Here is a 25483-nt window from a genome sequence, read left to right as displayed (position 1 = left end):
GGTGGGGAGATGCTCGATGCCGATCTCATGGCTGCCGCGGCCGCCGCCGAAGGATTCATGCCCGACGACGAGGGTTCGGCGCTCGCCGAGGCGGCGCTCGCGGCGCCGGCCGGGCCGATCCTGGAGGTCGGCAGCTACCTCGGCAAGTCGACGCTCTACCTGGCGGCCGCCGCGCGCGCCCGGGGCGGGAAGGTCGTCACCGTCGACCATCACCGCGGGTCGGAGGAGCATCAGCCGGGCTGGGAGTACCACGATCCGAGCCTGGTCGACCCCGCCGCCGGGCTGATCGACACGCTGCCGGGGTTCCGCCGTACCATCGCCGCCGCGAAGGCCGAGGACGTCGTCGTGGCCGTGGTGGCCCGGGCCGAGGATCTCGCGCGCATCTGGGGGACGCCGCTCGCGTTCCTGTTCCTGGACGGCAGCCACACCGACGAGTCGGCGCAGCGGGACCTCGCGAGCTGGGCGCCGCACCTCGCCGCCGGCGGGATTCTGGCCATCCACGACGTGTTCCCCGACCCGGCCGACGGCGGGCAGGCGCCCTACCGGATCTACCGGAAGGCGCTCGGGTCGGGCGACTGGACCGAGCTCAGTGGGACGGGTTCGCTGCGGCTTCTGCGCCGGGACCGGTGACCTCCCGGAAGATCGCCGAGCGGGGGTGGTCGCCGTGCAGCGCGTCGACGGCGAGGACCACGGCCGCGGCGGTCCAGGTGGTCCGCTCGACCGGCCAGCGCACGCCGTCGGTCAGGACCAGCCCGGTCCAGTAGGAGCCGTCCTCCTCCCGCAGGTGCTGCATCGCCGCGACGAGGTCCCGGGCCGCCTCGCGCTCGCCCACGGCGTCGAGGGCGAGAGCGAGCTCGCACGTCTCGGCGCCGGTCACCCACGGCTGGTCCGCGACACAGAAGATCCCCTTGCCGGGTACGACGAAGTCGTCCCACCGGCCGGCGATCCGCCGATGCGCGGCCGTGCCCCGGACGGCGCCGCCGAGGATCGGGTAGTACCAGTCCATCGAGAAGCGGCTCTTGTCGGCGAAGGCGCCCGGCCGCTCCCGGAGGGCGCCGGCCAGCAGATCCGCGGCGAGCTCCCAGTCCGGTTGCGGCTCACCGGCCCGCTCGGCGATCGCGGTGCCGCAGCGCAGCGCCTGGTGGATGCTCGAACATCCGGTGACCAGCGCGGTCGCGTCGCCGGCCGCCCAGCCGATCTCGCCGCCCGGCGCCTGGCAGCCGGTGACGAAGTCGAGCGCCCGGCGGATCGCCGGCCACATCCGGGCCAGGAAGCCGTCGTCGCCGGTGGACAGCCAGTGGTGCCAGCAGCCGACCGCCAGGTACGCGGCGTGGTTCGTCTCGGCGGTCTCGTCCGCGACCACGCCGCCCGGGTCGTACCGGGACGCCCAGGATCCGTCCGGGCGCTGGTGGCGGCGCAGCCAGTCGTAGGCGGCCGCGGCCCGCTCGTGCTCCCCGCCCGCGTCGAGGGCCATCGCCGCCTCGACGTGGTCCCACGGATCGGCCTGCCCGCCGGCGTACCAGGGGATGAGCCCGTCGTCCTGCTGCTCGGCCGCGATGCTCGCGACGGTCTGCGCGACCGCGGCGGGGTCAGGGACCGACATGCTTCTCCAGGTAGATCACGACGCTCTTGCCGATCAGCGGGTTCAGCGCCTGCTCCACCACCCGGGTCACGGCCGGCTTGTCGACGATGTCCCAGACCAGCAGCCGGTGGTAGGCCTTGGTCAGCCCGGCGTCGCCGATCGCGCACTTGAGCCACCAGTACGGGCTGTGCAGCGCGTGCGCGAACCCGTTACCGGTCACCGTGAGCCCGGCCTGCCGCAGCCGGTCGGCCAGCTCGTCCTCCTTGTAGATGCGGACGTGGCCGCCCTCGTTGGCGTGGTATTCGTCGGAGAGCGCCCAGCACACCCGCTCCGGCAGCCAGCGCGGCACGGTCACCGCGGCGAGCCCGCCCGGCCGCAGCACCCGGGCCAGCTCCCGGATCGCGGTGACGTCGTCCGGGATGTGCTCGAGCACCTCCGACGCGATCACCCGGTCGAAGCTGGCGTCCGGGAACGGCAGGTCGAGCAGGTCGCCGCGCACCGTCGTGGCGCTCGCCGTGGCCGGCGCCTCGCCGGCCAGCTCCATCGCCCCGCACCAGGACGCGGTCGTCGCCAGGTCCTTCTCGTTCAGGTCCAGGGCGACGACGTCGGCGCCGCGCCGGTAGGCCTCGAAGGTGTGCCGGCCCTCCCCGCACCCGAGGTCGAGGACGCGCATCCCCGGCCGCACGTCCAGCCGGTCGTAGTCGACGGTCAGCAACGGTGTTCTACCTGCCCTTCGCAGCGATCGCTTCGGCGTACCACTCGGCGGTGCGGATCGCGGTCCGCCGCCAGGTGAAGTTCTCGACCGCGCGCCGGCGGCCCTGGTCCGCGAGCCGGCGGCGCAGCGGCTCGTCGTCGAGCAGCCTGCCGATCGCGGCGGCGAGGGCCTCCGGGTCGCCCGGGGTGACGTGCAGCGACGCCAGCCCGTCCGGTCCGGTCACCTCCGGCAGCGCGCCCGCGGTGGTCACCACGAGCGGCACGCCGCAGGCCATGGCCTCGACCGCGGGCAGCGAGAAACCCTCGTACCGGGAGGGGACCACGGCGACAGTCGCTGACCGGAACAGATCAGCCAGTTCGGTGTCCGGGATGCCGGAGACGAACCGCACCGTGCCGTCCAGCCCGAGCCGGGTGATCGCCTGCGCCGCGGGGCCGTCCGGGCGCGCCGAGCCGACCACCACGAGTTCGACGTCGCGTCCCGCGCGGAGTTTGGCCATCGCCTCGATCAGTTCCTTCAACCCCTTCAGGGGTACGTCGGCACTGGCCACGGTGACGATGCGCCCGTCGCGCGGCGGGGTGCCCGCCGCAGTGCTCTCGCCGGCAGCGCCTTCGTCGGCAGTGCCTTCGCCGGCAGTGCTTCGTTCAGCGGGGCTGAAGAGATCCACGTCCACGCCCACGCCGATCACCCGGAGCCGGTCGGCGGGCACCGCGAACGCGTCCGCGATCTCGTCCCGGGCGGCCTGCGACACCGTGGTCAGCCAGCGCAGACGTCGCGCCACCCGGCCCTGCATGCGGGTGAACGCGTACCACCGCCGCAGCGACAGCCGCCGCTTCCAGTCCGGCGCGGCCGCCAGCTCCAGGTCGCGGTCGACGGTGATCGGATGGTGGATCGTCGCCACCACCGGCGTGTCGGTGCGGGACAGCGGCAGAAGCCCGTAGCCGAGGCACTGGTTGTCGTGCACCACGTCGAAGCCGGCCAGCCTGCCGCGCAGGTGCCGCCACGCCCGCAGCGAGAACGTCAGCGGCTCCGGGAACGCGCCCGTACACATCGCCGCCCATTCGAGCACGTCGATCGACGTACGAAACTCTTTGATCTTTGGTGTCCGGAACGGATCGGGCTCCCGGTAGAGATCCAGGCTCGGCAGGACGGTCAGCCGGACCCCCTCGTCGAGCTCGGGCAGCGGGGGCCCGGAGAACACCTCGACGTCGTGACCGAGCCGCACCAGCTCGCGCGACAGATGCCGGACGTAGATCCCCTGGCCGCCACTGTGCGGCTTGCTCCGATAGGACAGCAGGGCGATGCGTAGCGGCGCGGCGATCACGCCATGACCCTATGCGAATGATCGCTACTCATCGGTAGGTGGTGGCGCGTGGCACTGTGGAAAGCGGCCGTTCCGGTAACCGTCATCTGATAGACAACGGGAATGTCCTCTCCATGGTCGACGGTCGGCGCCGTCGCAGTGAACGGCGTGCGCCTCGGCTACCGGGAAGCGGGCCCGGCCGGCGCCCCCGCCGTGCTCCTGCTGCACGGCACGGGAAGCCACGCCGGTACGTGGGACCGGTTCGCGGCCCGGCTCCTCCCCGCCGGCTTCCGGGTGATCGCGGCCGACCTGCGCGGTCACGCCTCCAGCGCCCGGCCCGGCGACTACGCCCTGGCAGCGCTGCGCGACGACGTCCTCGGCCTGCTGGAGGAGTTCGCCCTGCGCGACACCGTCGTGGTCGGGCACTCGGTGGGCGCCCACGCGGCCCTCGCCGCCGCCCTCGAAGCACCCTCCCTCATCTCCCGGCTCGTGCTGGAGGACCTGGCGGCCCCGCCCGTCCTCGGCGGCCTGGCAGTCCTCGGCGCCCCGCCCGTCCTCGGCGGCCTGGCCGGCCCGCTCGCCGTCGCGGCGCGCCTCTTCGCCGGCCGTGACCTGGGCGTGAAGGCCGCCATCTTCCAACAGCTCGCCCGCCCCGACCCGGCCTGGTGGGAGCGGCTCGCCGAGGTGCGGCAGCCGGCCCTCGTCCTCTCCGGAGGCCGCACCAGCTGCATCCCGCCCCGCCGCCTGGCCGCCGTGACCGCCCGGATGCCAGACGCCCGCCTCGCCACCATCCCGGTCGGCCACCGCGTGCACAGCCTCGCACCCGACCGTTTCCACGCCGAGGTGGCCGCCTTCCTCGCGATCGGCGCACCCGTCCCCGCATGACCGTCCGGGCCGGGGAGCACTGGGCTGCAGCCGGTTCGGTCGGAGGGCGTGGCCGCGGCGGGGTCAGCTCGGGGAGAGGAAACCGGTCAGGGCGTCGGCCGTGTGGGCGGCGCCCTTGTCGGTCATGTGGATGAGGTCGTCGCAGTAGAGGCCGAGCCGGTTGTCGCCGGACGGCGGGGGCTGGCGCTCGGCGAGGTCGAAATAGCTGACCGCGGTCGTTCCGCCGTACCCTCCGGTGTCCTCGGCCGCGACCTCCCGCCAAGCCTGCGCCAAGCGGCCGAAGCCCTCGGCCCGCCCCGGGCCGACGCGGGGTGAGCCGTAGATGACGAAGGACGGATTCGTCCCGGACGCCGCGCGGATCGCCGTGATGATGATCTCCAGGTTGCGTTTCACCGTGGCGGCGGGGACGCCGGTACGCCAGTCGTTCACGCCGAGCTGGAGGATCACCAGGTCGGGGCGGATCGTGCCGAGGCTGGGGGCCCAGGCCGGGATCCGGGAGGCGAAGCTGCCGGTGGTCCGGCCGCCGTGCCCGCCGTTCCACACCTGGATGCCGCGGTGCTCGTCGCCGTCGAAGACCGCGAAGCCGCCGACCCGGCCGGTGCCGGTCACCGTGACGGTGTGGCTGCCGGCGGCCAGCGGCCCGGATCCCGCGGCCATGAACCCGGCGGCGGACGACCCCGGACCGGCCGCCAAAGAGCCGCCGCCGGAGCCGGCCGCCAAAGAGCCGCCGCCGGAGCCGGCCGCCGGAAAGCCGGTGCCGGCGGCCGGGAACCCCGAGCCGGTGGCGGGGATCGGGCGGCCGTCGACGGTCACCGCGAGCCGGGCGCCGGGGGAGTGCCACACCTGCACGCTGGTGCCGGTGAACGTGTGGGTGAGCGAGCCGCCGCCGAGGTCCCAGCCCTTCAGCGCCCAGCCGTCGTCCGGGGGCGCGGCCCGCCCGGCGCCGGTCGCGCGCACCGGCCAGTGGTCCGGGCGGCCCCACGCCGCCACGAAGTTCGCGCCGCCGGGGGCGCCGGCGACCGGGAAGGTGTGCCGCAGGTTCTCGGCGAGGACCGCCACGAAGCCGCGCCCGTAGGCCGAGCCGACCCCCTCGGTGCTGGACGAGCCGATCACCGCGACCACGGCCGGGGCGTACCGGCGGTTCGCCAGCGCGGCGTGCCAGGACAGCAGCGCCAGCCGATCCGCCGCCCCGTCACCCGCGGCGCGCGCGGCGGGCGCCGTGGCCGCGCCGGCGGCCATCCCGGCGGCCACCGCCCCGCCGGCGACGGCGCTCGCGCGGATGAAATTGCGGCGATTCGTCAACGTCGCCCCCCGATGCTTCGCCCTGCGACCTGTCCGCAGTCTGGGTGAGTGTGGAGCATCCGGGCAATAGACGGATCGGTGGATGTCAGGACGAAAGAGGTAGAGCGGACCTGCCGGCCGGCGGTTCGGCGCGCTTGTTCTCGTACATCCGGGCGTCCGCTTCGGCGAGCAGATCGTCGGGGGCGATGACGCGGCGCTCGGACCAGACGGTGGTGCCCAGGGCGGTCGAGACGCGCAGCGTCTCGCCACGCCAGCTGACGGGTTCGGCCAGGGTGCGCACGATGCGGACGCCGAGACTGTACGCCGTGCCGGAGTCGGCATCCGGACAGAAGACGAGGAACTCGTCCCCGCCGACGCGGGCCACCACGTCGTCCGCCCGCACCGCCGCGGCGATCCGCTTCGCGGTGACGCGGAGCACGGCGTCGCCGGCCTCGTGGCCGTACCGGTCGTTGATCGGCTTGAAGTCGTTGAGGTCGCAGTAGAGGAGCGCCAGGTCGCCGCCGTGGCCCGCGGCGTGCCGGGCGATCGCCTTCTCCATCAGCGCGAACAGCTGCCGCCGGTTGACCAGGCCGGTCAGCTCGTCGTGGGCGGCCTGGTGGGCGAGGGCCTCCCGGTCGCGGGAGCGCAGCGCGTTCAGCCGTCCGATCCGGATCAGCACGAGCGGGATGGTCAGCATCGGCGCGATGGTGAGCAGCAGGCCGTCCGCCGGCGACCCGGTGAGCTGGCCGATCGCGCCCACCAGCGGGATCAGCAGCATGGCGCCGCCGAGCGCGCCGAGCTGCAGCCGGGGCGCCCGGTCCACGGCGTGTGCCGGCGGGTCCATCAGCCGGGCCGCGCTCGGGTGCAGGCAGGCCGCGCCGAGGCAGAGGTAGCCGAGCGCGAACAGCAGCGCCGGCACCGAGGCCTGGCCGGACTCGGTCGGCGCCATGTTGACCACGGCGGTGCCGAGCACGGTCAGGCCCAGCGCGCCGAACAGGAACCAGAGGGTGACCTGGCCGCGCCCGCTGGTCCGGGCCACCCGCAGCAGCGCGCCGCAGATGCCGAACAGGACCAGCAGCTGGGTGAGGGCGAACAGCTGGGTGGCGGTGGTGTCGCCCTTCGCCAGCATCTGCGGCCGGAACAGGAACTCCCAGACCGGGGCGGCCGCCGCGATGCCCCAGACCGCGGCGTCGATCGTGCCGCTCGCGTCCCGCGGCGTGTGCCGCAGCACGATCAGGAGGCTGGCGGCCAGGAAGAACACGTAGCCGATCAGCGGCGGGACGACGGCCAGCAGCGGCTCCGGCACCGTGGCGCCGCCGGCGACGGCGGCCGGGACGTACCAGGCCGCGTTGGCGGCGGTGAGGCACACCAGCGCCAGCACGGTGAGCAGCCAGGGCCGGCGGTCGGGCAGTCGGTGCACGCGCACCCCCGCTGCGATGCCCAGGGTCGCCAGCGCGCCGGACAGCATCATGAGCAGCAGGCGCACGGTCTCGGAACCCACCAGGTATCCGGTCGTGAACCCGGCGGCCACGGCGACGAACCCGGCGGGCACGCCGATGCGGGTCCACTGCCCCTGGAGTCTCACGGGGGCACCCATCGTCCGCCGCAACGCGATCGTGAAGAAATGTCAAGAAGCTGTAATTTCGCTGTTAGCACGCTTGGCCTACGCTGTGGTCCCCGGTCGATGACCGGCGTGGACGAGGCAGGGGCTGGCAAGTGGCGACGGCGACCGTGGTGTTCCTGGTGATCGGCGGTGTCGGGCTGGCCATCCTGGCGTTCGCGCTGCTCGGCGGCGAGATCGCGCACATCGGCGGGCTCGGCGGGGACGGGCTCGTGAGTCTCGAGGCGATCGCCGGCTTCCTCGGCGCGCTCGGGTTCGCCGGCGCGATCACCGCCGAGCTGCTGGACGCCCGTACCCCCGCTCTGGTCTCCATCGCCGCAGCGGTGGCGCTCGTCGCCGCGTTCGCCACCGCCTGGCTCGCGCTGCGGTTCTCCCGCGCGGCCCGCGACATGCCCACCGACGCGACCCCCACCCGGCAGCATCTGGTCGGCACCCTCGGCGTGGTGGTGACCCGGGTCCCGGCCGGCGGCGGCTTCGGCGAGGTGCGCGTGCGGCTCGGCGGGCAGCCGGTCAAGCTCTACGCCCGCGCCGACCAGGCCCTGCCGGCCGGCACCCCGATCTTCGTGGTGGAAGCACCCACCGACACCAGCGTCGTCGTCGAAGCGACACCGCCCACCGGAAAGGCATAGATGTCACCCGTGCTGTACGCCATCGCAGGCGCCGTCCTGCTCGTCATCCTGCTCGTCCTGTTCGTGCTCTCCCGGATCAAGGTGGCCGGGCCGAACGAGGCGTTCATCATCACCGGCCGCAAGGGTCGCGTGACCCAGTCGGCCGACGGCACCAGCAGCACCGACCTGTCCGGTCAGAAGGTCGTGATGGGCGCCTCGGTGTTCGTCATGCCGGTCGTGCAGCGTCTCCAGTCGCTCGACCTGTCCAGCCGCCGCATCGACGTCAGCATCAAGGGCGCCGTGTCGAAGCAGGGCATCCGCGCCGAGCTGCACGGCGTCGCGATCGTGAAGGTCGGCGGCACCGAGGACGCGATCCGCGCGGCCGCCCAGCGGTTCCTGCACCAGCAGGACGAGATCGAGGACTTCACCCGTGAGGTGCTGGCCGGCGCGCTGCGCTCGATCGTCGGCCGGCTCACCGTCGAGGAGATCATCCGGGACCGGGCGGCGTTCGCCAGCGCGGTCGCCGAGGAGGCCGAGCACTCGATGACCAACCAGGGTCTCGTGCTCGACACGTTCCAGCTGCAGGACATCCTCGCCGAGGGCTCCTACCTGCAGGACCTCGGCCGTCCCGAGGCGGCCCGGGTGCTCAAGGACGCGGCCATCGCCGAGGCCCGCGCCCGGCAGGCCGCCGAGCAGGAGCGCCTGCTCGCCGAGGAGGCGATCGCCGAGGCCGAGCGGAACCTCGCGCTGAAGAAGGCCGGCATCCAGGCCGAGATCGACGCCGCGAAGGCGAAGTCCGACGCGGCCGGCCCGCTCGCCCAGGCCGAGCGCGACCAGGCGATCCTCGCCGAGCAGCAGAAGGTGGCCGAGCGCAACGCCGAGCTCAAGCAGCGCCAGCTCGACACCGAGGTCCGCAAGCCCGCCGACGCGGCGCGCTACAAGGTGGAGCAGGAGGCCGAGGCGGCCCGCAACGCGTCGGTCATCGGCGCCGACGCGCAGCGGCAGGCCACCATCGCGGCGGCGCAGGCGTCGGCCGAGCAGGCCCGCCTGACCGGTGAGGGTGAGCGTGCCCGCCGCGCCGCGCTCGCCGAGGCGCACGCGATCGAGGGCGCCAAGGAGGGTGAGGCGGAGCAGCGCCGCCGGACCGCGATCGCCGAGGCGGTCGAGCGGGAGGGCGCGGCCGAGGCCGCGGCCATCCTGGCCCGCGGGCAGGCGGAGGCCGAGGCGATGGCGCGCAAGGCCGAGGCGTTCGCTTCGTACGGCGACGCCGCCGTGCTCGACCTGCTGGTGAAGGTGCTGCCGCAGGTCGTCGAGGCGGCCGCCGCCCCGATGGGCGCCATCGACAAGATGACGGTCATCTCGACCGACGGCGCGTCGTCGCTGACCAAGTCGGTGGCGAACAACGTGGCGCAGGGGCTGCAGCTGGGCTCCGACCTGACCGGCGTCGACCTGACCGGCCTGCTCGCGAAGCTCGGCGAGGCCCGGGCCGCGAAGCCGGCCGTGGTCGTCGAGGAGAACGGCCAGATCCACTAGCCGGCGTGCCGGGCGGCGGGCTCGCTCAGCGCGCCGTCCGGCGCTCGCCGTTCCTCGCCATGTGCCGTGACCGTCGGAACTGTCGTACCCGGGCTTTAGGCTCCTGGTCATGATCGAGACACGGGGCGAGTTCGAGCAAGCGGTCGCCGAGGCGCGCCGGGCCGCGACGGCCTATTACGACACCGGCGACGCGCTGATGACCGACGCCGACTACGACGCTCTCGCCGCCCGCATCGCCGCCGCGGTGCAGGCCCACCCGGGCTGGGACGACCAGGGGATCACCACGCAGGTCGCGGCCGGCGCGTCGGCCGGCGGCGACGTGCGGCACCCGGCGCCGATGCTCTCCCTCGACAAGATCACCACGACCGAGGAGGTCGCCGCGTTCGTGGACACCCTCGGCGGCGACGGCTGCCTCGTCGAGGTGAAACTGGACGGTCTCGCCATCCGCGCCGAATACGCCGAGGGCCGGCTCGTGCTGGCCGCGCTGCGCGGCGACGGCAGCACCGGGGAGGACGTGACCGCCCAGGTCCGGCGCGGGATCGCCGGGCTGCCGGCCTCGCTGGCGAGCCCGTGGACCGGTGAGGTGCGCGGCGAGGTCTACATGACCGTCGCCGACTTCGAGACGGCCAGCGCCAACCGGGTCGCCGCCGGGGCGAAGGCGTTCGTCAACTCGCGCGGCGCCGTCGCCGGGTCGATCCGCAGCGTCGACCGGACCTACGAGACACCGATGACCTTCGCGGCCTACGAGTTGACCGGCGACTTCGACGACCACCTGTCCCGGATGGCGTTCGCCGCGGGGCTCGGCTTCCCGGCCGCCTGCGACCTGATCCCGGCGGTGGCCGGTGAGCGGGTGACCGCCGAGCAGGTCGTCGCCGCGATCGAGGCGATCGGCGCCGAGCGCGCCGGCCTGGTCTTCCCCATCGACGGCGCGGTGATCAAGGCGAACCGGGAGTCCACCCGCCGCCGCCTCGGCCTCGCGAGCCGCACCCCCTATTGGGCGACCGCGTTCAAATACCCGCCCGACACCGCGTCCACCGTGCTGCGCGACATCGAGGTGCGCGTCGGCCGCACCGGGCGGATCACGCTGCGCGCCATCATCGACCCGGTCCACGTCGCCGGCACCACCGTGGCCCGGGCGACCCTGCACAATCCTCAGTGGGTCCTCGACCAGGGGCTCGCGGTCGGCCAGACGGTCGCGGTGTGGCGGGCCGGCGACGTGATCCCGCGGGTGACGACGCCGATCGGGGAGCAGCCGCACGGGCTGACGCCGTGGACGCCGCCGGAGGGGTGCCCGCAGTGCGGCGAGGCCTGGGACAAGTCGAGCCTGTTGTGGCGGTGCCACACGCCGTCCTGTGCTGTGGTCAACCGTGTCGTCTATGCGGCGGGCCGCAACTGCCTCGACATCGACGGTCTCGGCGAGGAGATCGTCGTCGCTCTGGTGGAGGCGGGCCTGGTCACGGATCTGGCCGACCTCTTCGACGTGACGGCGGAGCAATTCGCCACCCTGCGCACCGGTGAGGGCTCGCGGCAGGTCGGCGCGGCCGTCGCGGCCCGGATCATGGCGGGTCTGGAGCACGCGCGGCAGCAGCCCTTCAACCGGGTGATCACCTCCCTCGGCATCCGGATGACCGGCCGCTCGGTGGGCCGCTGGCTGGCCTCGCGCTTCAAGACGATGGACGCGCTGCGGGCCGCCTCGGCCGAGGAGATCGCCGAGATCGACAAGATGGGCCTGATCAAGGCGCAGCACGTGGTCGACGGCCTGGCCCGGATGGGCGGTGTGATCGATCGGCTGGCCGCCCACGGCCTGTCCATGGGCGTCGTCGACGACGGGTCGGTCAAGCCGCTGGCCGGTCAGGTCTACGTGGTGAGCGGGAGCGTGCCCGGCTACACCCGGACGACGGTCAGCGAGCGGATCGAGGCGCTCGGCGGGACGGCCAGCGGCAGCGTGTCGGCGAAGACGACGGCGCTGGTGACCGCCGAGACCGGGACGAGCAAGGCCAAGAAGGCTGCGCAGCTGGGGATTCCGGTGATCGATCCGGAGGAGTTCGCGCGGATGCTGGCCTGATCGTCAGGTCTGGATGAAGGCGACCAGGTCCGCCAGCTCCGGGGTCCGGGTCGCCTCCTCCAGCGATTCCGCCAGCGCCTGATCGTGCGTGGGCCGGGCCCGGTGCAGCAGCTCCTGCCCGGCCGGCGTCAGCTCGGTGTAGATCCCCCGGCGATCGTCGGCGCAGAGGATCCGGGTCAGCAGGCCGCGGTCCTCCAGACGGGTGACCAGCCGGGTCGTCGCGCTGCTGGACAGCGCCGCCGCGCGGGCGAGCTGGCGCATCCGCATGTGCCAGCCGTCCTGCCGGCTCAGCGCGTCGAGCACGGTGTACTCGACCACGGACAGCCGGTGGGACGCCTGGAGGCGGCGCTCCAGCTCGGCCTCGATGAGCCCGTGCAGCGCGGCGAGCCGGCGCCAGCCCTGTGCGCGTACTTCGATCGCGTCGTCGGTGATCCCCACGTGGCCGAGGATACACCGCCTTGCGCCGATATACCGCGCGTGCAACTATCGCCAAGTCGTTGCACACGCGCTCTATCGTCGTGAGAAGGTAACCATGCCCATCGCGCTCTACGCGCTCGCCATCGGCGGGTTCGGGATCGGGCTGACCGAATTCGTCATCGCCGGCCTGCTGCCGGAGGTCGCCGCGGACTTCGGCGTGACCGAGGCCGTCGCCGGCTATCTGATCTCCGGGTACGCGCTGTCGGTCGCGGTCGGCGCCATCGCGCTCACCGCCGCCCTCGGCCGCGTCGACCGCAAGAAGGCGCTGCTCGGCCTGATGATCCTGTTCATCGCCGGCAACCTGCTCTCGGCCGTCGCCCCCTCCTACGAGCTCATGCTGCTCGGCCGCATCCTCGCGGCCCTCTGCCACGGCGCCTTCTTCGGCATCGGCGCGGTCGTCGCCGCCGATCTCGTACCCGCCGACCGCCGGGCCGGCGCGATCTCCATCATGTTCGCCGGCCTCACCATCGCCAACGTGCTCGGCGTGCCGCTCGGCACGTTCCTCGGCCAGGCCGCGGGCTGGCGCGCCACCTTCTGGGCCATCGCCGCCGTCGGGGTGGCCGCCATGATCGGCATAGCGTCGCTGGTCAAGCCCACTCCGGCCGCTTCTTCATCCCTCGCGAGCGAGTTCGCCATCTTCGGGAACCGCCAGGTCTGGCTCTCGATGCTGGTCACGGTGCTCGGCTTCGGCGGCATGTTCGGCGCGTTCAGCTACATCGCCTACACCCTCACCGAGGTCAGCGGATTCTCCAGCGCCGCGGTGCCGTGGCTGCTCGTGCTTTTCGGCCTCGGACTCTTCGCCGGCAACATCGCCGGCGGCAAGGCCGCCGATAAAGACCTCGGGCGTACGCTCGGAGCTCTTCTGCTGGGACTCACCATCGTGCTGGCCGTCTTCGCCACGGTGGCGGGGAGCCGGGTCGCCACGATCGCGGGCCTGCTCCTGATGGGCGGCTTCGGCTTCGCGACCGTGCCAGGATTGCAGATGCGCATCCTGTCGCACGCCGCCGGAGCGCCGACGCTCGCCTCGGGCGCGAACATCGCCGCGTTCAACGTCGGCAACGCGTTCGGCGCCTGGATCGGCGGGCTCACCCTGGCGGCCGGCCTCGGATACACCGCCCCGCTCTGGGCCGGCGCCGCCGTGACCCTCGCCGGTCTGCTCGTCTTCCTCGTCGCGGCGGTTCTGCCGCACGGCGAGTTCCACCGGTTTTCGCCCGCCATCAGTGGGCAAGATCGTCCAGGTCGACTCTAGGAGAGAAGCATGAACACCATCACCCTCAACGACGGCGTCGTGATGCCGCAGCTCGGCTTCGGCGTCTTCCAGATCCCCGACGACGACACGACCGCCGCGGTGAGCACCGCCCTGGAGACCGGGTACCGCAGCATCGACACGGCCGCGGTCTACCGCAACGAGGCCGGTGTCGGCCGGGCCCTCGCCGAGTCGGGTATCAAGCGCGACGAGCTGTTCATCACCACGAAGCTGTGGATCAGCGACCTCGGCAACGCCCGCGACGCGCTGCGCGGCAGCCTCGACAAGCTCGGCCTCGACCAGGTCGACCTCTACCTGATCCACTGGCCGGCCCCGAAGACGGACGCCTACCTCGAGGCCTGGCAGACCCTGGAGCAGCTCAAGGCCGAGGGCCTGACCCGCAGCATCGGCGTGTCCAACTTCGAACCCGACCACCTCGCCCGGGTGGCCGCCCTCGGCGGCAGCATGCCCTCGGTCAACCAGATCGAGGTGCACCCGCTGCTGCAGAACCGCGCGGCCGCCGAGGCCGGCGCCGGGTACGGCATCGCCACCGAGGCGTGGAGCCCGCTCGCGCAGGGCGGCGTCCTCGACGCCGCGCCGGTCGTGGACGCCGCGAAGGCCCACGGCGTGACGCCCGCCCAGGTCGTCCTCCGCTGGCACCTCCAGCAGGGCCGCATCGTCATCCCGAAGTCGGTGACCCCGAGCCGCATCGCCGAGAACTTCGACGTCTTCGGCTTCGACCTCACCGCCGCCGAGCTGGCCGCCATCGACGGCCTCGAGTCGGACGGCCGCACCGGCCCGCACCCGGCCCGCTTCAACGGCTGACCGCCCTCTCGCCGCCGCCCTTCCGTTGCCGCCTCGGAGATCCTCTCCGGGGCGGCACGCTTATTGGTCGACCGTGAAGATGACCGAGCGTCCCGCCGCCGCCGCGCGCTGATAGAAGTCCCGCACCTCCTGGAAGTAGTGCCACGTGTACGCGAAGTCCTCCTCCTCGATCATCCCCTGGTAGTCGGCCGCGTCGATCCGCCGGTAGCGCTCCCGCAGCCACGCCTCCTCCACCCCGAGCAACGCCGCGGCGACAACCGGCACCTCACCGGCGAGCACGTGCGCCACGACGTAGTCCTCACCCTCGTAGTGATGCCCGCCGCCCAGCACCGCCGTCTCCAGGGGCCCGCCACCGTGCCGCCCGTAGCCGCACCGCAGCGTCCCGTCCCCGAGACTGCGGTGCATCGCATCCCACGACTTGTCCACCTCGCACACCCACGCGCGATCCCACGCCTCCTCGACCCCCTCGACGAACGCCATCACCTCGTCGTCGTCGTCGGCGGTCGCAGTGAGAGCCGAATCCTGCGCCCCGTCGAGCGCGAAGAACACCCCACGACATCCCATGCCCGGCAGGCTAGAGCCCGGGTACGACAGGAATCGGCGGCCATCGCCGCCACCTCTCCGAACCGACGCCGCAGATGCCGACGATCGGCTGATGCCGATGCGGCCCGGGCCGGGAGACGCTTCGGGTGCCCGCGCCGAAGAGCAGGACCGACGATGGGACGCACCGTGGAAGAACCGGCGATCCGCGAGTCGGATGATGGCGACCTCGCGAGCCGGAGTCCGTTCCTGGTTCTGCTTCTCCTGGTGATTCCGCTCGGTCTCACCGAACCCGTCGTGGAGGGTGGTGCCGGGTCGTTCGGCTTGTTCGACGACGATCCACCATGGTGGGCTCTACCTGCGGCGGACGCGTTCTGGCTGTTCCTGGCATTCCTGTTCACCACCAAGCCCGATCTTCGCCGGCCGCGAGCGGCCTGGGCCGAGGGTTCGGCGCGCTGGTGGATCGTCGGGGGCGCGATGGTGGTCACCCTGGACATCGTCAATGTCGCGGTCCGGAGAAATGCGCCGGGCCTGGCGCAGGACGGTGACTGCTACGGCGCGATAAGCCAGGAGTATTTCGCCCAGACCAGCCAGATCATCCCGCTGCTGCTGGTGGCCCTCGGCATCGAGGCCCGGTTCTTCCACCGCAGGCTCGACGATTCGTTGCATCGAGCCGTCTCGAACGCCACGATCTTCATGCTGTGCGCCGGCGAGATCCTGACGCTGTCGACGCTTCCGTGGTCGAACGCCCGATGCGGCGATCTGCTCGCGCCCCTGCACGAGTTCGCGGCATTCACGATCAGCATCGCGGCGTGCACCCTCGCGTTGTCCAACCTCATCGTCGCCATCACACAACGGGCCAGCCCGGACCCTATGTAGAGAAACTAGCGAGGGTGCGCTACGGTCTCCCGCATGACCGACCCCGTACGTGTGACAACGGCCGTGTCGAAGGTGCTCGCGGCCCTTCTCGAAGATCCGGAGGCCTCTCGCTACGGCCTCGACCTGATGCGTGCCAGCGGGCATCCGAGCGGCACCCTCTATCCGATCCTGCTGCGGCTGCAGAGGGCGGGCTGGGTCGAGACGCGGTGGGAGGAGATCGATCCGGCGGAGGCGGGGCGGCCGGCGCGGCGGTACTACCGGCTCACGCCGGACGGCCTCGTCGCGGCTCGGGCCGAGCTGGCGGCGCTGCGGCAGCAGCTGGACAGGGCGTTCGTGACGAAGCCGGGGATGGCATGAAGGGCCTGGACACGCTCGCTCACCGGATCCTCGGCCTGGCCGCCCGGCGCTGGCCCGCCGGCATCCGCGACGAGATGGCGCGGGAGTGGCACGCCGAGCTCACCGCGATCCAGGCGGAACCGGGCGGCACCCGGCAGGGGCTCGGCTACGCGTTCAGCCTGCTCGCGTCGCCGCCGTTCCGGGACGGCAGTGGTGCGCCGCGCGGCTGGGGTGAGACCACGCCGCCGATGACGCCGGCGTTCGCGGTGGTGTTCGCCGGGATGCTCACGCTGGGTGTGACCATGCTGGCCGGTTCGCTGGTCCAGTTCATGACACCCCTTCTCGGGTACGAGACCTACGGCGGCGACTGGTTCAGCACGGCGATCGAGGGCGTCCTCGTGGCGGCGACCTGGTGCCTGCTCGCCGGCCGCTGGCTCGGCCGCCGGATGCCGCTCGAACGGACCCGCCGGTTCGGGCCGGCGACGTCGGCCGTGTTCGCCCCGCTGCTGCTCACCCCGGCGCTGCTCACCCATCCGGTGACCGGCCAGGACCCGCTCTGGATCGTCGCGGTGCTGGCCGGCCTGGCGATCTGGGTTCCCGGCATGGCCGTCCTGGGCGTGCGGGGGAGGACGTGGATGCTCGTGGCCGGCGTCCCCCTCGTCAGTGTCGCCGCGGCGGCCGCCGCCACCGTGCCGCTGATGCTGACCAGTGCGAGCCCCGGGGCCGCGTTCACCGCGTCGATGTTCACCGGCGAGCCGCCGTCCGAGTTCACCGTCATCCCCGAGGGCGCGCTGAGCAGCCGAGCCTTCTACTGGATGGGGCCGTGGGCGATCACGCTGGCGGTGTTCGGCGTCCTGGCCCTCGCCTACGGCCGGGCCGCCCGGAAGCCGGCCGCCGCCGTGACGGGAGCGGAGACCGAGCCGGCCGCGACGAGACCGGAGAACGAGCCGGCCAGGACGCCGTCGGGACTCCTCGCCGCCGCCGGGGCGCTGACCGTGGCGCTCGGCGTGACCGGCTGGGCGTACACGCTCGCCATCCTCAGCCCGGCCATGCCCGGCGTCTCGGCGGCCGCGCCGATGCCGGGCGGCGACGGCGAAATCTACCTGTGGGTGGCCGAGCTGCGCTGGGGCGCGATCCTGCTGGCCGCCGTGGGCATGCTGGCGGCGGTGGCCGACCGGCGGCGGGCCGGCGCGTCCGCGATCGTGCTCACCGTGCTGCTGGTGGTGGCCGACGGCGTGCTGGTCCGCGCCGCGGTGGCCGGTGGCGGCGGCCTGCGGCTGGCGCTGCTGATCGGCGCCGCCGTGACGGTCGCGTCCTGGTTCGCGGCCGGGGGAGTGCTGGACGCGGCCTGGCGTGACGCCACCGTACGCCGCCGGGTCGCGGCCGCCGCGGTGATCGGCGCGGCCTGCGCGCCGCAGCTGCTGTTCCAGGGCACGCCCGGGGTGAACCACCCGTTCCTGCCGGCCGGTCTGCGGCTCACCACGACCGGGCTGGCCGTGCTCGGGGTGCTGCTCGCCGCGCTCGCGGCCGTGACCCTCGGCCGGCGCCGGCTGCCGATCGCCGTGGCGGCGCTGATCGTCGTGGTGCCGCTCGCCGCCGTGCTGGTGGCCGGCCTGGCGCCGGTGGCGACGGACTCCGAGGACAACGGCCCGGCGCTGTGGGGTGCGGCCGCGGGCCTGCCGCTCGCCGTCCTCACTATCGCGCTGCTGCGCCGGCACCGGCCGCGCCCGCGGGGCCGGACCGCGGCACTGTGGACGCTGCTCGTGGTCGCCGCGGCGCCGGTCACCGTCGCGCTCTGGCTCGGGTCGGCGTTCTTCCTGTCGATGGCGCCGAACCTGCTCTTCGCGATCGAAGGGCTCGGCTACCCGGCCGACGGCATCTCGGTGGTTCCGGGCGCGGCGCTGCTGGTCACGCCGCTGGCGGCGGTCGTCGTGGCACGACTGGACGGGCCGGTCGCGGCGAAGCCCTCTACGGTGGACGGCAAGTCAGTCGTGACCACCTAGGGGGAACCCGATGCGGGACGTCGTGATCACCGGGATGGGCGCCACCACACCGCTGGGCGGCGACGTGGACTCACTGTGGCAGGGCATCCTCGACGGCCGGTCGGGGGTGCGCCGCGTCGACGATCTGCTGCGCGGATGCGAGCTGCCGACGGTGATCGCGGCTCCCATGTCCGTCTCGCCGGCCACGGTGCTGCCCCGCGTACAGGCAAGGCGGTTGGATCGTGCTGAGCAGGCTGCCCTGGTGGCCGCTCGGCAGGCGTGGGCGGACGCCGGCAGCCCGCGGGCGGAACCCGAGCGGGTGGCCGTGGTCATCGGGACCGGGATCGGCGGCGTGTCCACCGCGCTGGCCCAGGACGACCTCATCGAGGAGAAGGGACCGGGGCGGATCTCGCCGCTCACGATCCCGATGATGATGCCGAACGGGCCGGCCGCCTGGGTGAGCATCGAGCTGGGGGCGCGGGCCGGGACGTACACGACGGCGTCGGCCTGCGCCTCGGGAGCGGAGGCGCTCAGCCTCGGGATGCGGCTGATCCGCTCGGGGGAGGCGGACGTCGTCATCGCGGGCGGCGTGGAGTCGTGCATCGAGCCGCTGATCGTGGCGGGGTTCGCGCAGGCGCGCACGCTGTCCCGGCGCAACGACGCCCCGGAGCGGGCGTCCCGGCCGTTCGACGTGGATCGGGACGGGTTCGTGCTGGGGGAGGGCGCCGGGGTGCTGATCCTGGAGCGCGCCGAGTTCGCGGCGGCCCGGGGCGCGCGGGTGCACGGGCGGCTCGCCGGGTTCGGGGTGACCGCCGACGCCCACCACATCACCGGGCCCGACCCGGCCGGTACCGGGCAGATCCGGGCCGTCCGGGCCGCGGTGTCGTCGGCCGGGCTGACCGCTGCCGACGTCGACCACGTGAACTGCCACGCGACGTCCACGGTGGTCGGTGACCTCGGCGAGGCCGCGGCGGTGCGGGCCGCGCTCGGCGACCACGTGGTGCTGACCGCGCCGAAGTCGAGCCTCGGTCACCTGGTCGGCGCGGCCGGGGCGGTCGAGAGCATCCTCACCGTGCTGACGATCCGGGACGGGGTGATCCCGCCGACGCTGAACCTGGAGGCGAAGGCGCCCGAGGTGGAACTCGACGTGGTGGCCGGCAAGCCGCGGCGCGGGCCGGTGCGGGCCGCGATCTGCAACTCGTTCGGTTTCGGCGGGCAGAACGTGTCGCTGCTGTTCACATCGGCGTGAATCCGGTCCGGTCCGCGTCGGTGACGGCGCGCAGGACCCGCGCCGGGTTGCCGACCGCGATCACGTTCGCCGGGACGTCCCTGGTCACGACCGAGCCCGAGCCGATGATCGCGTTCTCGCCGATCGTCACCCCCTGGTTGATCGTGACACCGCCGCCCACCCACACCCGGTCGCCGATCACGACCGGCTTCGCGTAGCAGCCGCCGGCCACCCGCTCCGCCGCGTCGATGGCGTGGTTCGAGGTGTAGATGCCGACCCGCGGCCCGAACAGCACGTGGTCGCCGATGGTGATGCCACCGTAGTCGAGCATCACGCAGTCGAAGTTCGCGTAGAAGTGGTCGCCGATGCTGATCCCCGACCCGAACTCGCACCGGAATGTCGGCTCGAAGTGGCACTGGCTGCCGACGCTCTTGAGCAGCCGCCGCAGGACTGCCTCACGCTCTTCCTGGGGCCGGCCGAAGGTGGCGTTGTACTCGTTCGTCAGCAGCACGGTCCGCTGCCGCGCCTCCACCAGTTCCGGGGCTAGGTCGTTGTACATGGGACTGACGGTACGGTGGCGGGCGTGACCGGGCGCCGGGTGGTGAGCGACGACGAGGTGACGCGCGCGGGCTGTCACTTCTTCCTGCGGCACGGCACCGTCGACATGGACGGGCTGGCCGCCGCGATGTGCATCAGCCGCGCCACGCTCTACCGGGTCACGCACGGCCGGGACCGGCTGCTCGGCGACGTGCTGTGGCGGCTCGCCGACCGGATGCTGGCCGAGGCCCGGCGCCGGCGGACCCGGGCCGGGGTGGACGGCGTCGTCGAGGTGACGCACCGGTTCGCCGAGGAGCTGCTGGCGTCCGAGCCGTTCCGGCGGTTCCTCACGGCCGAGCCGGACGCGGCCGCCCGGATCCTGCTCACCCACGCGGGCGGCCTCACCGAGCGGGTCGTCGTCACCCAGCAGGAGATCTTCCGGGAGGCCGGGCTGGACCGGGCCGGCCCGGACGTCGCCTACCTCTACGTGCGGATCATCGAGTCGGCGCTCTACGCCGAGCTCGTGGCGGGCCGGCCGGCCGATCTGGCGCTCGCCGAACGCGCGGTGCGGACCCTGTTGAGACAGCTGTCGCAGCTTTCCTGTTAATCATGGTGCAACGCATCGACACCTGAATATGGTGCGGCGATGCCGACACCTGCTCCACGTTCGCGTCACTGGCAATGGCTGCTGGTTCTGCCCGTGGCGGCGCCCCTGCTGACCCCTCTCGCCAACCGTATCGAGCCGGCCCTGCTGGGCGTGCCGTTCTTCTTCTGGTACCAGTTCGCCTGCGCGATCTTCGCGATCCTGGTGATCACCGGGGTGCACGTGGCGACGCGTGAGGGCGGGGAGTGATGGAGGTCGGCGTCTTCCTCGTCCTCATGGGACTCGTACTGGTGCTCGGGTTCGGCGCGGCGCGCTGGCGGGCGCCGGAGGATCCGCACAGCCTCGAGGAGTGGGGTGTCGGCGGCCGCTCGTTCGGCAACTGGGTCACCTGGTTCCTGATCGGCGGGAGCATGTACAGCGCGTACACGTTCATCGCGGTCCCGGCGCTCACCTACGGGGTCGGCGCGATCGGGTACTTCGCCATCCCGTTCGCGATCATCACGACGCCGCTGACCTTCGTCTTCACGACCCGGGCGTGGTCGGTGTCGCGCCGGCACGGCTTCGTCACCCTGAGCGAGTTCGCGAGCGCGAGGTTCGGGTCGCCCGGGCTGGGTGCCGCGGTCGCGCTCACCGGGATCCTGGCCACCATGCCGTACGTCGCCGTGCAGCTCCTCGCGTTGCAGGCGGTGCTGCGCACGGTCGGGTTCGGCGGCGAGTGGCCGCTGCTCGCCGCGGTCACCGTCGTGTCGGTCTGCACGTTCCGGTCCGGGCTGCGGGCGCCGGCCCTGCTTTCCGTGGTCAAGGACGTGCTGATGGCGTGGATGCTGCTCACCGCCGTGATCATGGTGGCCATGTACGGCGGCTGGGACCACGCGTTCCAGCAGTCGGCCGAGCATTTCGCGGCGACCCCGAACCCGGCCGACGGCCTGCTGCTGCCGCCGGGCGGTCACCTCGGCTTCCTCACCCTGGTCATCGGGTCGGCACTGGCGATCTTCGCGTACCCGCACGCCCTGGTCGGCATGCTCGCCGCGAAGGACCGGGCCACCGTGCGCCGCAACGCCGCGGCCCTGCCGATCTACTGCCTCGCCCTGGCGCTGATGGCGCTGCTCGGCTTCTTCGCGCTCTCCCGCGGGATCACGCCGGTGGACGGCGACCTCAACACCGTCATCCCGCGCTTGATCCACGAATACTTCCCGAGTTGGTCCGCGGGCATTGCGTACGCCGGACTGAGCGTGGCCGCGCTGATCCCGGCGGCTGTCATGTCCATCGCAGCGGCCAACGCGTTCACCCGCAGCCTCTTCCGACCCTATCTGCGTCCTGACGCCGCGCCGGTCACCGAGGCGCGGGTGAGCCGCTGGGTGTCGCTGCTGGTCAAGTTCGGGGCGGCGGCCCTGATCCTCGCGGTCGACCCGGCGTTCTCGGTCGACCTCCAGCTGATCGGCGGCGTCGTCATCCTACAGACCATCCCGGCCGTCCTGCTCGGCCTGCTCACCGGCTGGTTCCACCGGGCGGCCCTGATCACCGGCCTGATCGCCGGCCTCGCGGTGGGGCTCGGGATGCTCTACGCCATCCCGGGAACCGGCGGCACCGGCCACTTCGGCGGCTCCTCCTGGCAGCTCGGCAACGGCTCCAGCGTCTACGTCGGCGTCGTCGCCCTGCTGGTCAACCTCGCCGTCGTGGTGGCGCTGACCCTGCTGCTGCGGGCGGCCGGCAACCCCGGCGGCGCCGACGCCACCAGCCCGGACGACTACCGGGCCGACGCCGGCGACGATCAGCTCCAGCGCCTCGACGATCTGATCGACGGCCTGCCCCGCAAGCATCCGGTCACCGTCGACGGCCGTGGCGAGGCGGGCGGCCGGCACGCGCACCGGCCACAATCACTGGATGATCTACCAGGTGGCGGTCTGCGGACCCGCTGAGTGCCGTGCCGACGAGGCCGCCCGGGCGCGCCGGGTGGGTGAGCTGCTCGCCGAGCGGGGCGCCGTGGTGCTCTGCGGCGGCGGCGCCGGGGTGATGGCCGCGGTGGCGGCCGGCGCCCGCGGTCGCGGCGGCCTCGTCGTCGGCATCCGGCCCGATGCCGGCCGCGGAGGCTCGGACCTGTCCGCCGTGATCGTCACGGACATGGGCGAGGCCCGCAACGCGATCATCGTGCAGAGCGCCGACGCCGTGATCAGCGTCGGCGGCTCCTGGGGCACGCTCAGCGAGATCGCCCTGGCCCGGCGCCGCGGCGGCATCCCGGTGATCGCGCTCGGCGGCTGGCGGGTGCTCGACGAGAACGGCAATCCGGTGCCCGGGATCGATCACGTCGACACCCCGGAGGCCGCGGTCGCGGCGGCGATGAGCGGCCGGGACGGCCGGGACCCCGACGAGGGTCCCGGCCACCCGGGCGGCGGCTACTTCACCGTCCGGTAGGGGATCAAGGTCACCGGGCCGAACAGGCCGTTCCTGGTCGGGGTGCGGTCGCCGAACTCGGCCGGCCGGTGCACGCGCAGCCGGTTCAGCAGGGTGCTCGCCACCTTCACGGTCACCGTGTTGACGCCGGGCCGCAGCGCGCCGCCGAGGTCGACAACGGTGCCGAGCTGGTTGGCCGGCTCGGTCTGGTGACCGTTCACGAACACCTGGTAGGAGCCGCCGACCCCGCCCAGGTCGAGCCGGTGCCGATCGCCGCCCCGCACGGTCACCGTGGTGCGATAGGTGCCGATCCCGACGGCGTCCTCCATCCCGGTGATCTCGCTCCAGGGGCGAAGATCAAGGTCAGGGACCGATTGCGTACGGTGCACCGCCGTCGACGACGAGTCGCCGGCCGCGCCCGGCAGCCACTCGTCGAGGCTCAGCGACCAGTGACCGAGAGCGATCGGCGCGCCGGCCGCGACGGCCCGTCCCGCGCCGGTCGTGACGGTCCACCCGGCGCCGGCCCGGGCGAAGTCCCGCGCGAAGCCCGGCCCGGCCACCGCGACGATCGTGGCGGCACCGGCCGGCAGCGACACGGTCAGCGAGGCCGGGTCGCCCGCGGGCGTGATCTCGCCGGTCCACGGGTCGAGCCGGTAGGCGGCCGTGCCCCGGGAGCCGGTCAGCGCCGCCGAGGTGGTGACCGCCTCGTCGCTGCCGTTGACCAGCACGTAGTAGCGGTTCCGGCCGTCGGCCCGCACGGTCGACGTGACGGCCCGGTCCCCGATCCGCGCCTCCGGGCCGAATCCGAGCTTCGTGAGCGCGCCGGCGTCGTCGGCGGCGGTGCGGACGTTCGGGAGCCCGCGCAGGGCGGTGAAGATCCCGCGCAGGGTGGCGTCCTCCGCCGCGGCGCCGGCGGCCGATCCGGCGTACCCGATGGTGTGCCGCGGCCCGGCGCCGATGATCACCACCGGAAGCCCCGCCCGGGCCTTGCGGGCGATCGCCCGCGCCGTCGCGAGGGACATCGGCGCGCTGTCCAGGACGAGCGCCCGGTAGGGGGTCTCGCCGGCGAGGCCGCCGGGCGTCACGTAGCCGTAGGTGTATCCGGCCGCCGCGAGGAACGCGCCGTCGTGGGTGGGCTCGTCGCCGCCGAACGTCTGGTTCAGCACGGCCACGTCGTAGCGGGCCTTGCCGGTCTGCAGGGTCTGCTGCATCCGGGAGTAGTAGGCGGCGAGCTCCGGCTCCATGGTCCAGGTGGGCTGGCGCGGCCCGAACGCCTCGCCGATGTCGCTGCCGAAGCCGTGGAAGCCGGGCCAGTACGCGGCGTCGTCGGTGATCGTCCCGTCCGCGCTCGGCGGGATGGCCGGGTACGGCAGGCCGTGGAAGACCATCCGGTTGATGCCGCGCGCGTACTCCCGGTTCGCCAGCGCGACGATCTGCGCCGGGGTGAGCCCGTAGAGGTTGCCGAACCCGCCGGGCAGCATCTCGCTGGTGACGACCCGCTTGCCGGCGACCGCGGCGCTCGTCGCCGCGGTGCGCATCCGGGCCTCGGAGCAGCCGAGCGACTCGCACTCGGTGATGTCGAGGCGCCGGGCCGCGTCACCGAGGTCGATCGGCTCGCCGTAGGGCTGGGCGCGGTAGGTGAGTCCGATTCTGTTCGCCCAGGCCTTGATCGGTTCGAGGTGGTTCGTCAGGTACAGCTCGTTGATCGTGGCCTCGATGTCGTGCCGGATCCGCTCGACCGCCTCGGCCTGGCCGGCCGCGAACGTGTAGATCGGCGTCGGGGAGCCGAACGGGCTCGTCGCGGCGGCACGGGCGATCACCGGCAGGTAGGGCTTCAGGTCGTACCCGTGAACGCTCTTGAACGTGGCGAGGAACGCCGGTGACCAGAGCTGGGCGCCGTTGAGCTCGAGCGAGTCCTCGAAGATCGATCCGCCGTTCGCGCGCAGGAGACGGCGGGTCCCGGTGTCGAGCAGGCCGTCGAAGTACCTGATGAACGCCGTGGTCCCGGCCCTGTCGAAGTGGTTGACGACGCGGGACTCGGGGGTGGAGAGCGGCGAGACGGTGGTGCCGAAGGGTGCGTCGTTGCGCTGCGCGGTGCCCCGCTTCCAGTACCCGGTGATCATCCAGGTGCCGGCCGGCGCGGTCCAGGCGACCCGGCCGCCGCGGACGCTGCCGCTGATGTCGGTCACCGTGGTGAGGTCGAGCGCCGGCTGCGTCTCGGTGCAGGCGGCGACGCAGCGGGTCGCCGTGATCGCCTGGTAGGAGGGCGCCGAGGTCTTCGTCGTGCTGACGACGACGCCGTCCTCGACTGTCCGTTCCTGATAAATGCGCGGGGTGGGCGCGGGAACCGGTCCGGCATAGGTGGCCCGCGCCGCGACGACGGCGCTGCCGGTCACGAGCTCCTGGCTTGCCGCATCGCTCGACACGTCCAGGCCCGGGATCGCCGCCGGCCAGCGGCTTCCCAGGGTCAGATCGATCTGTACGCCGAGCTTCAGGCCTTCGGCCAGGACGGCTTTGACCGCTCGACGCCAGTTCGGATCGCCGTAGGAGTGCTCGGCCGGGTCGACGACGTAATCGGTGCCGTCCATGACCATCGCGATCTCGACGCCCCGGTAGCCGGCGGCGGCGACCTGGCGCAGCTGCTTCACGGCGGTCGTGGCGTCCACCGACGACGGCCACCACCAGCGGAACATCGCGCCGTACTCCGCTTTTTCGGATATGCCGCTCTTTTCGTGCGTGTCGGCTCTTTCGTGGATGTCGGCTGCCTGTGCGGTGGTTCCGAGCGGGACGGTCAGCGCGAGAGCCAGCGCTACGGAAAGGAGTCTTCTCATTGACATCGCTCCGTGAA

24 protein-coding genes are annotated in these 25483 nt (G+C 73.0%); 15 read left to right on the top strand and 9 right to left on the bottom strand.

The window, feature by feature from the left end; genetic code table 11:
- Positions 1–9 precede the first annotated feature (9 nt).
- Complete coding sequence (locus AB0G10_RS12005; RefSeq protein WP_360919011.1) at positions 10–630, top strand: class I SAM-dependent methyltransferase; 621 nt, start codon at positions 10–12, stop codon at positions 628–630.
- On the opposite strand, the gene AB0G10_RS12000 is transcribed toward AB0G10_RS12005, so the two are convergent.
- The 3 genes from AB0G10_RS12000 to AB0G10_RS11990 are packed head-to-tail and all read right to left on the bottom strand — an operon-like array spanning position 587 to position 3618.
- Complete coding sequence (locus tag AB0G10_RS12000) at positions 587–1603, bottom strand: prenyltransferase/squalene oxidase repeat-containing protein (protein ID WP_360919009.1); 1017 nt, start codon at positions 1601–1603, stop codon at positions 587–589. The genes AB0G10_RS12005 and AB0G10_RS12000 overlap by 44 nt on opposite strands.
- On the bottom strand, positions 1590–2297 hold the full coding sequence (locus AB0G10_RS11995) for a methyltransferase domain-containing protein (protein WP_360919008.1): 708 nt from the start codon (positions 2295–2297) through the stop codon (positions 1590–1592). Before AB0G10_RS11995 ends, AB0G10_RS12000 begins: the two co-directional genes overlap by 14 nt.
- Positions 2298–2304: 7 nt before the next feature.
- The gene (locus AB0G10_RS11990) at positions 2305–3618 is read right to left on the bottom strand and encodes a glycosyltransferase family 4 protein (RefSeq protein ID WP_360919006.1); all 1314 of its coding nucleotides are present in this window, start codon (positions 3616–3618) and stop codon (positions 2305–2307) included.
- Between the two features lie 102 nt (positions 3619–3720).
- On the opposite strand from AB0G10_RS11990, the gene AB0G10_RS11985 reads away from it, so the two are divergent.
- A complete protein-coding gene (locus AB0G10_RS11985) occupies positions 3721–4482 on the top strand; it encodes an alpha/beta hydrolase (protein ID WP_360919004.1) in 762 nt (253 codons plus the stop codon).
- Between the two features lie 63 nt (positions 4483–4545).
- Here AB0G10_RS11985 and AB0G10_RS11980 read toward each other — a convergent pair whose 3' ends face one another.
- Complete coding sequence (locus AB0G10_RS11980; protein ID WP_360919002.1) at positions 4546–5784, bottom strand: GDSL-type esterase/lipase family protein; 1239 nt, start codon at positions 5782–5784, stop codon at positions 4546–4548.
- An 85-nt stretch (positions 5785–5869) separates the two neighbouring features.
- Complete coding sequence (locus AB0G10_RS11975) at positions 5870–7348, bottom strand: GGDEF domain-containing protein (RefSeq protein ID WP_360919000.1); 1479 nt, start codon at positions 7346–7348, stop codon at positions 5870–5872.
- 131 nt (positions 7349–7479) lie between these two features.
- Here AB0G10_RS11975 and AB0G10_RS11970 point away from each other — a divergent pair, with 131 nt between their 5' ends.
- The 3 genes from AB0G10_RS11970 (at position 7480) to ligA (ending at position 11590) form a co-directional block, all read left to right on the top strand.
- Positions 7480–8013, top strand: a complete 534-nt coding sequence (locus AB0G10_RS11970) for an NfeD family protein (RefSeq protein ID WP_360918998.1) — start codon at positions 7480–7482, stop codon at positions 8011–8013.
- Positions 8014–9525 carry an SPFH domain-containing protein gene (locus AB0G10_RS11965; protein WP_360918996.1) on the top strand — a complete coding sequence of 504 codons (1512 nt, stop codon included), beginning with the start codon at positions 8014–8016 and terminating at the stop codon, positions 9523–9525. It abuts the gene before it with no gap.
- 109 nt (positions 9526–9634) lie between these two features.
- On the top strand, positions 9635–11590 hold the full coding sequence (ligA, locus tag AB0G10_RS11960; protein ID WP_360918994.1) for an NAD-dependent DNA ligase LigA: 1956 nt from the start codon (positions 9635–9637) through the stop codon (positions 11588–11590).
- A gap of 3 nt (positions 11591–11593) precedes the next feature.
- Here ligA and AB0G10_RS11955 read toward each other — a convergent pair whose 3' ends face one another.
- Entirely contained in the window at positions 11594–12028 is a 435-nt protein-coding gene (locus tag AB0G10_RS11955; protein ID WP_360918992.1) for a MarR family transcriptional regulator, read from the bottom strand.
- Between the two features lie 94 nt (positions 12029–12122).
- Here AB0G10_RS11955 and AB0G10_RS11950 point away from each other — a divergent pair, with 94 nt between their 5' ends.
- The gene (locus AB0G10_RS11950; RefSeq protein WP_360918991.1) at positions 12123–13316 is read left to right on the top strand and encodes an MFS transporter; all 1194 of its coding nucleotides are present in this window, start codon (positions 12123–12125) and stop codon (positions 13314–13316) included.
- Positions 13317–13325: 9 nt separating this feature from the next.
- On the top strand, positions 13326–14138 hold the full coding sequence (locus AB0G10_RS11945; RefSeq protein ID WP_360918989.1) for an aldo/keto reductase: 813 nt from the start codon (positions 13326–13328) through the stop codon (positions 14136–14138).
- A 60-nt stretch (positions 14139–14198) separates the two neighbouring features.
- Here AB0G10_RS11945 and AB0G10_RS11940 read toward each other — a convergent pair whose 3' ends face one another.
- Entirely contained in the window at positions 14199–14702 is a 504-nt protein-coding gene (locus AB0G10_RS11940) for a YfbM family protein (protein WP_360918987.1), read from the bottom strand.
- A 153-nt stretch (positions 14703–14855) separates the two neighbouring features.
- On the opposite strand from AB0G10_RS11940, the gene AB0G10_RS11935 reads away from it, so the two are divergent.
- The 4 genes from AB0G10_RS11935 to AB0G10_RS11920 are packed head-to-tail and all read left to right on the top strand — an operon-like array spanning position 14856 to position 19124.
- The gene (locus AB0G10_RS11935; RefSeq protein ID WP_360918985.1) at positions 14856–15557 is read left to right on the top strand and encodes a hypothetical protein; all 702 of its coding nucleotides are present in this window, start codon (positions 14856–14858) and stop codon (positions 15555–15557) included.
- A gap of 33 nt (positions 15558–15590) precedes the next feature.
- Positions 15591–15914, top strand: a complete 324-nt coding sequence (locus AB0G10_RS11930) for a PadR family transcriptional regulator (protein WP_360918983.1) — start codon at positions 15591–15593, stop codon at positions 15912–15914.
- The gene (locus tag AB0G10_RS11925) at positions 15911–17896 is read left to right on the top strand and encodes a hypothetical protein (RefSeq protein WP_360918981.1); all 1986 of its coding nucleotides are present in this window, start codon (positions 15911–15913) and stop codon (positions 17894–17896) included. The genes AB0G10_RS11930 and AB0G10_RS11925 overlap by 4 nt, the downstream gene beginning before the upstream one ends.
- Before the next feature lie 10 nt (positions 17897–17906).
- Positions 17907–19124 carry a beta-ketoacyl-[acyl-carrier-protein] synthase family protein gene (locus tag AB0G10_RS11920; protein WP_360918980.1) on the top strand — a complete coding sequence of 406 codons (1218 nt, stop codon included), beginning with the start codon at positions 17907–17909 and terminating at the stop codon, positions 19122–19124.
- Here AB0G10_RS11920 and AB0G10_RS11915 read toward each other — a convergent pair.
- Complete coding sequence (locus AB0G10_RS11915; RefSeq protein WP_360918978.1) at positions 19111–19662, bottom strand: sugar O-acetyltransferase; 552 nt, start codon at positions 19660–19662, stop codon at positions 19111–19113. The genes AB0G10_RS11920 and AB0G10_RS11915 overlap by 14 nt on opposite strands.
- Before the next feature lie 24 nt (positions 19663–19686).
- Between AB0G10_RS11915 and AB0G10_RS11910 the strand changes: the two genes are divergently transcribed.
- From AB0G10_RS11910 to AB0G10_RS11895, 4 genes are read left to right on the top strand one after another with little or no spacing between them, the layout of a single operon-like run.
- Positions 19687–20247: a QsdR family transcriptional regulator gene (locus AB0G10_RS11910; protein WP_360918976.1), complete on the top strand. Its 561-nt coding sequence runs from the start codon at positions 19687–19689 to the stop codon at positions 20245–20247.
- A 39-nt stretch (positions 20248–20286) separates the two neighbouring features.
- Positions 20287–20493 carry a DUF3311 domain-containing protein gene (locus AB0G10_RS11905; RefSeq protein WP_360918974.1) on the top strand — a complete coding sequence of 69 codons (207 nt, stop codon included), beginning with the start codon at positions 20287–20289 and terminating at the stop codon, positions 20491–20493.
- Between the two features lie 26 nt (positions 20494–20519).
- Entirely contained in the window at positions 20520–22163 is a 1644-nt protein-coding gene (locus tag AB0G10_RS11900) for a sodium:solute symporter (RefSeq protein ID WP_360918972.1), read from the top strand.
- Complete coding sequence (locus AB0G10_RS11895) at positions 22129–22656, top strand: dethiobiotin synthetase (RefSeq protein ID WP_360918970.1); 528 nt, start codon at positions 22129–22131, stop codon at positions 22654–22656. Before AB0G10_RS11900 ends, AB0G10_RS11895 begins: the two co-directional genes overlap by 35 nt.
- Here AB0G10_RS11895 and AB0G10_RS11890 read toward each other — a convergent pair.
- Positions 22638–25466, bottom strand: a complete 2829-nt coding sequence (locus tag AB0G10_RS11890; protein ID WP_360918968.1) for a glycosyl hydrolase — start codon at positions 25464–25466, stop codon at positions 22638–22640. The two genes, AB0G10_RS11895 and AB0G10_RS11890, sit on opposite strands and share 19 nt — an antisense overlap.
- Positions 25467–25483 lie beyond the last annotated feature (17 nt).

This window comes from Actinoplanes sp. NPDC023714, assembly GCF_040639855.1.
Taxonomy (GTDB): Bacteria; Actinomycetota; Actinomycetes; order Mycobacteriales; family Micromonosporaceae; genus Actinoplanes.
This window is presented reverse-complemented; position numbering and strand designations above follow the sequence as displayed.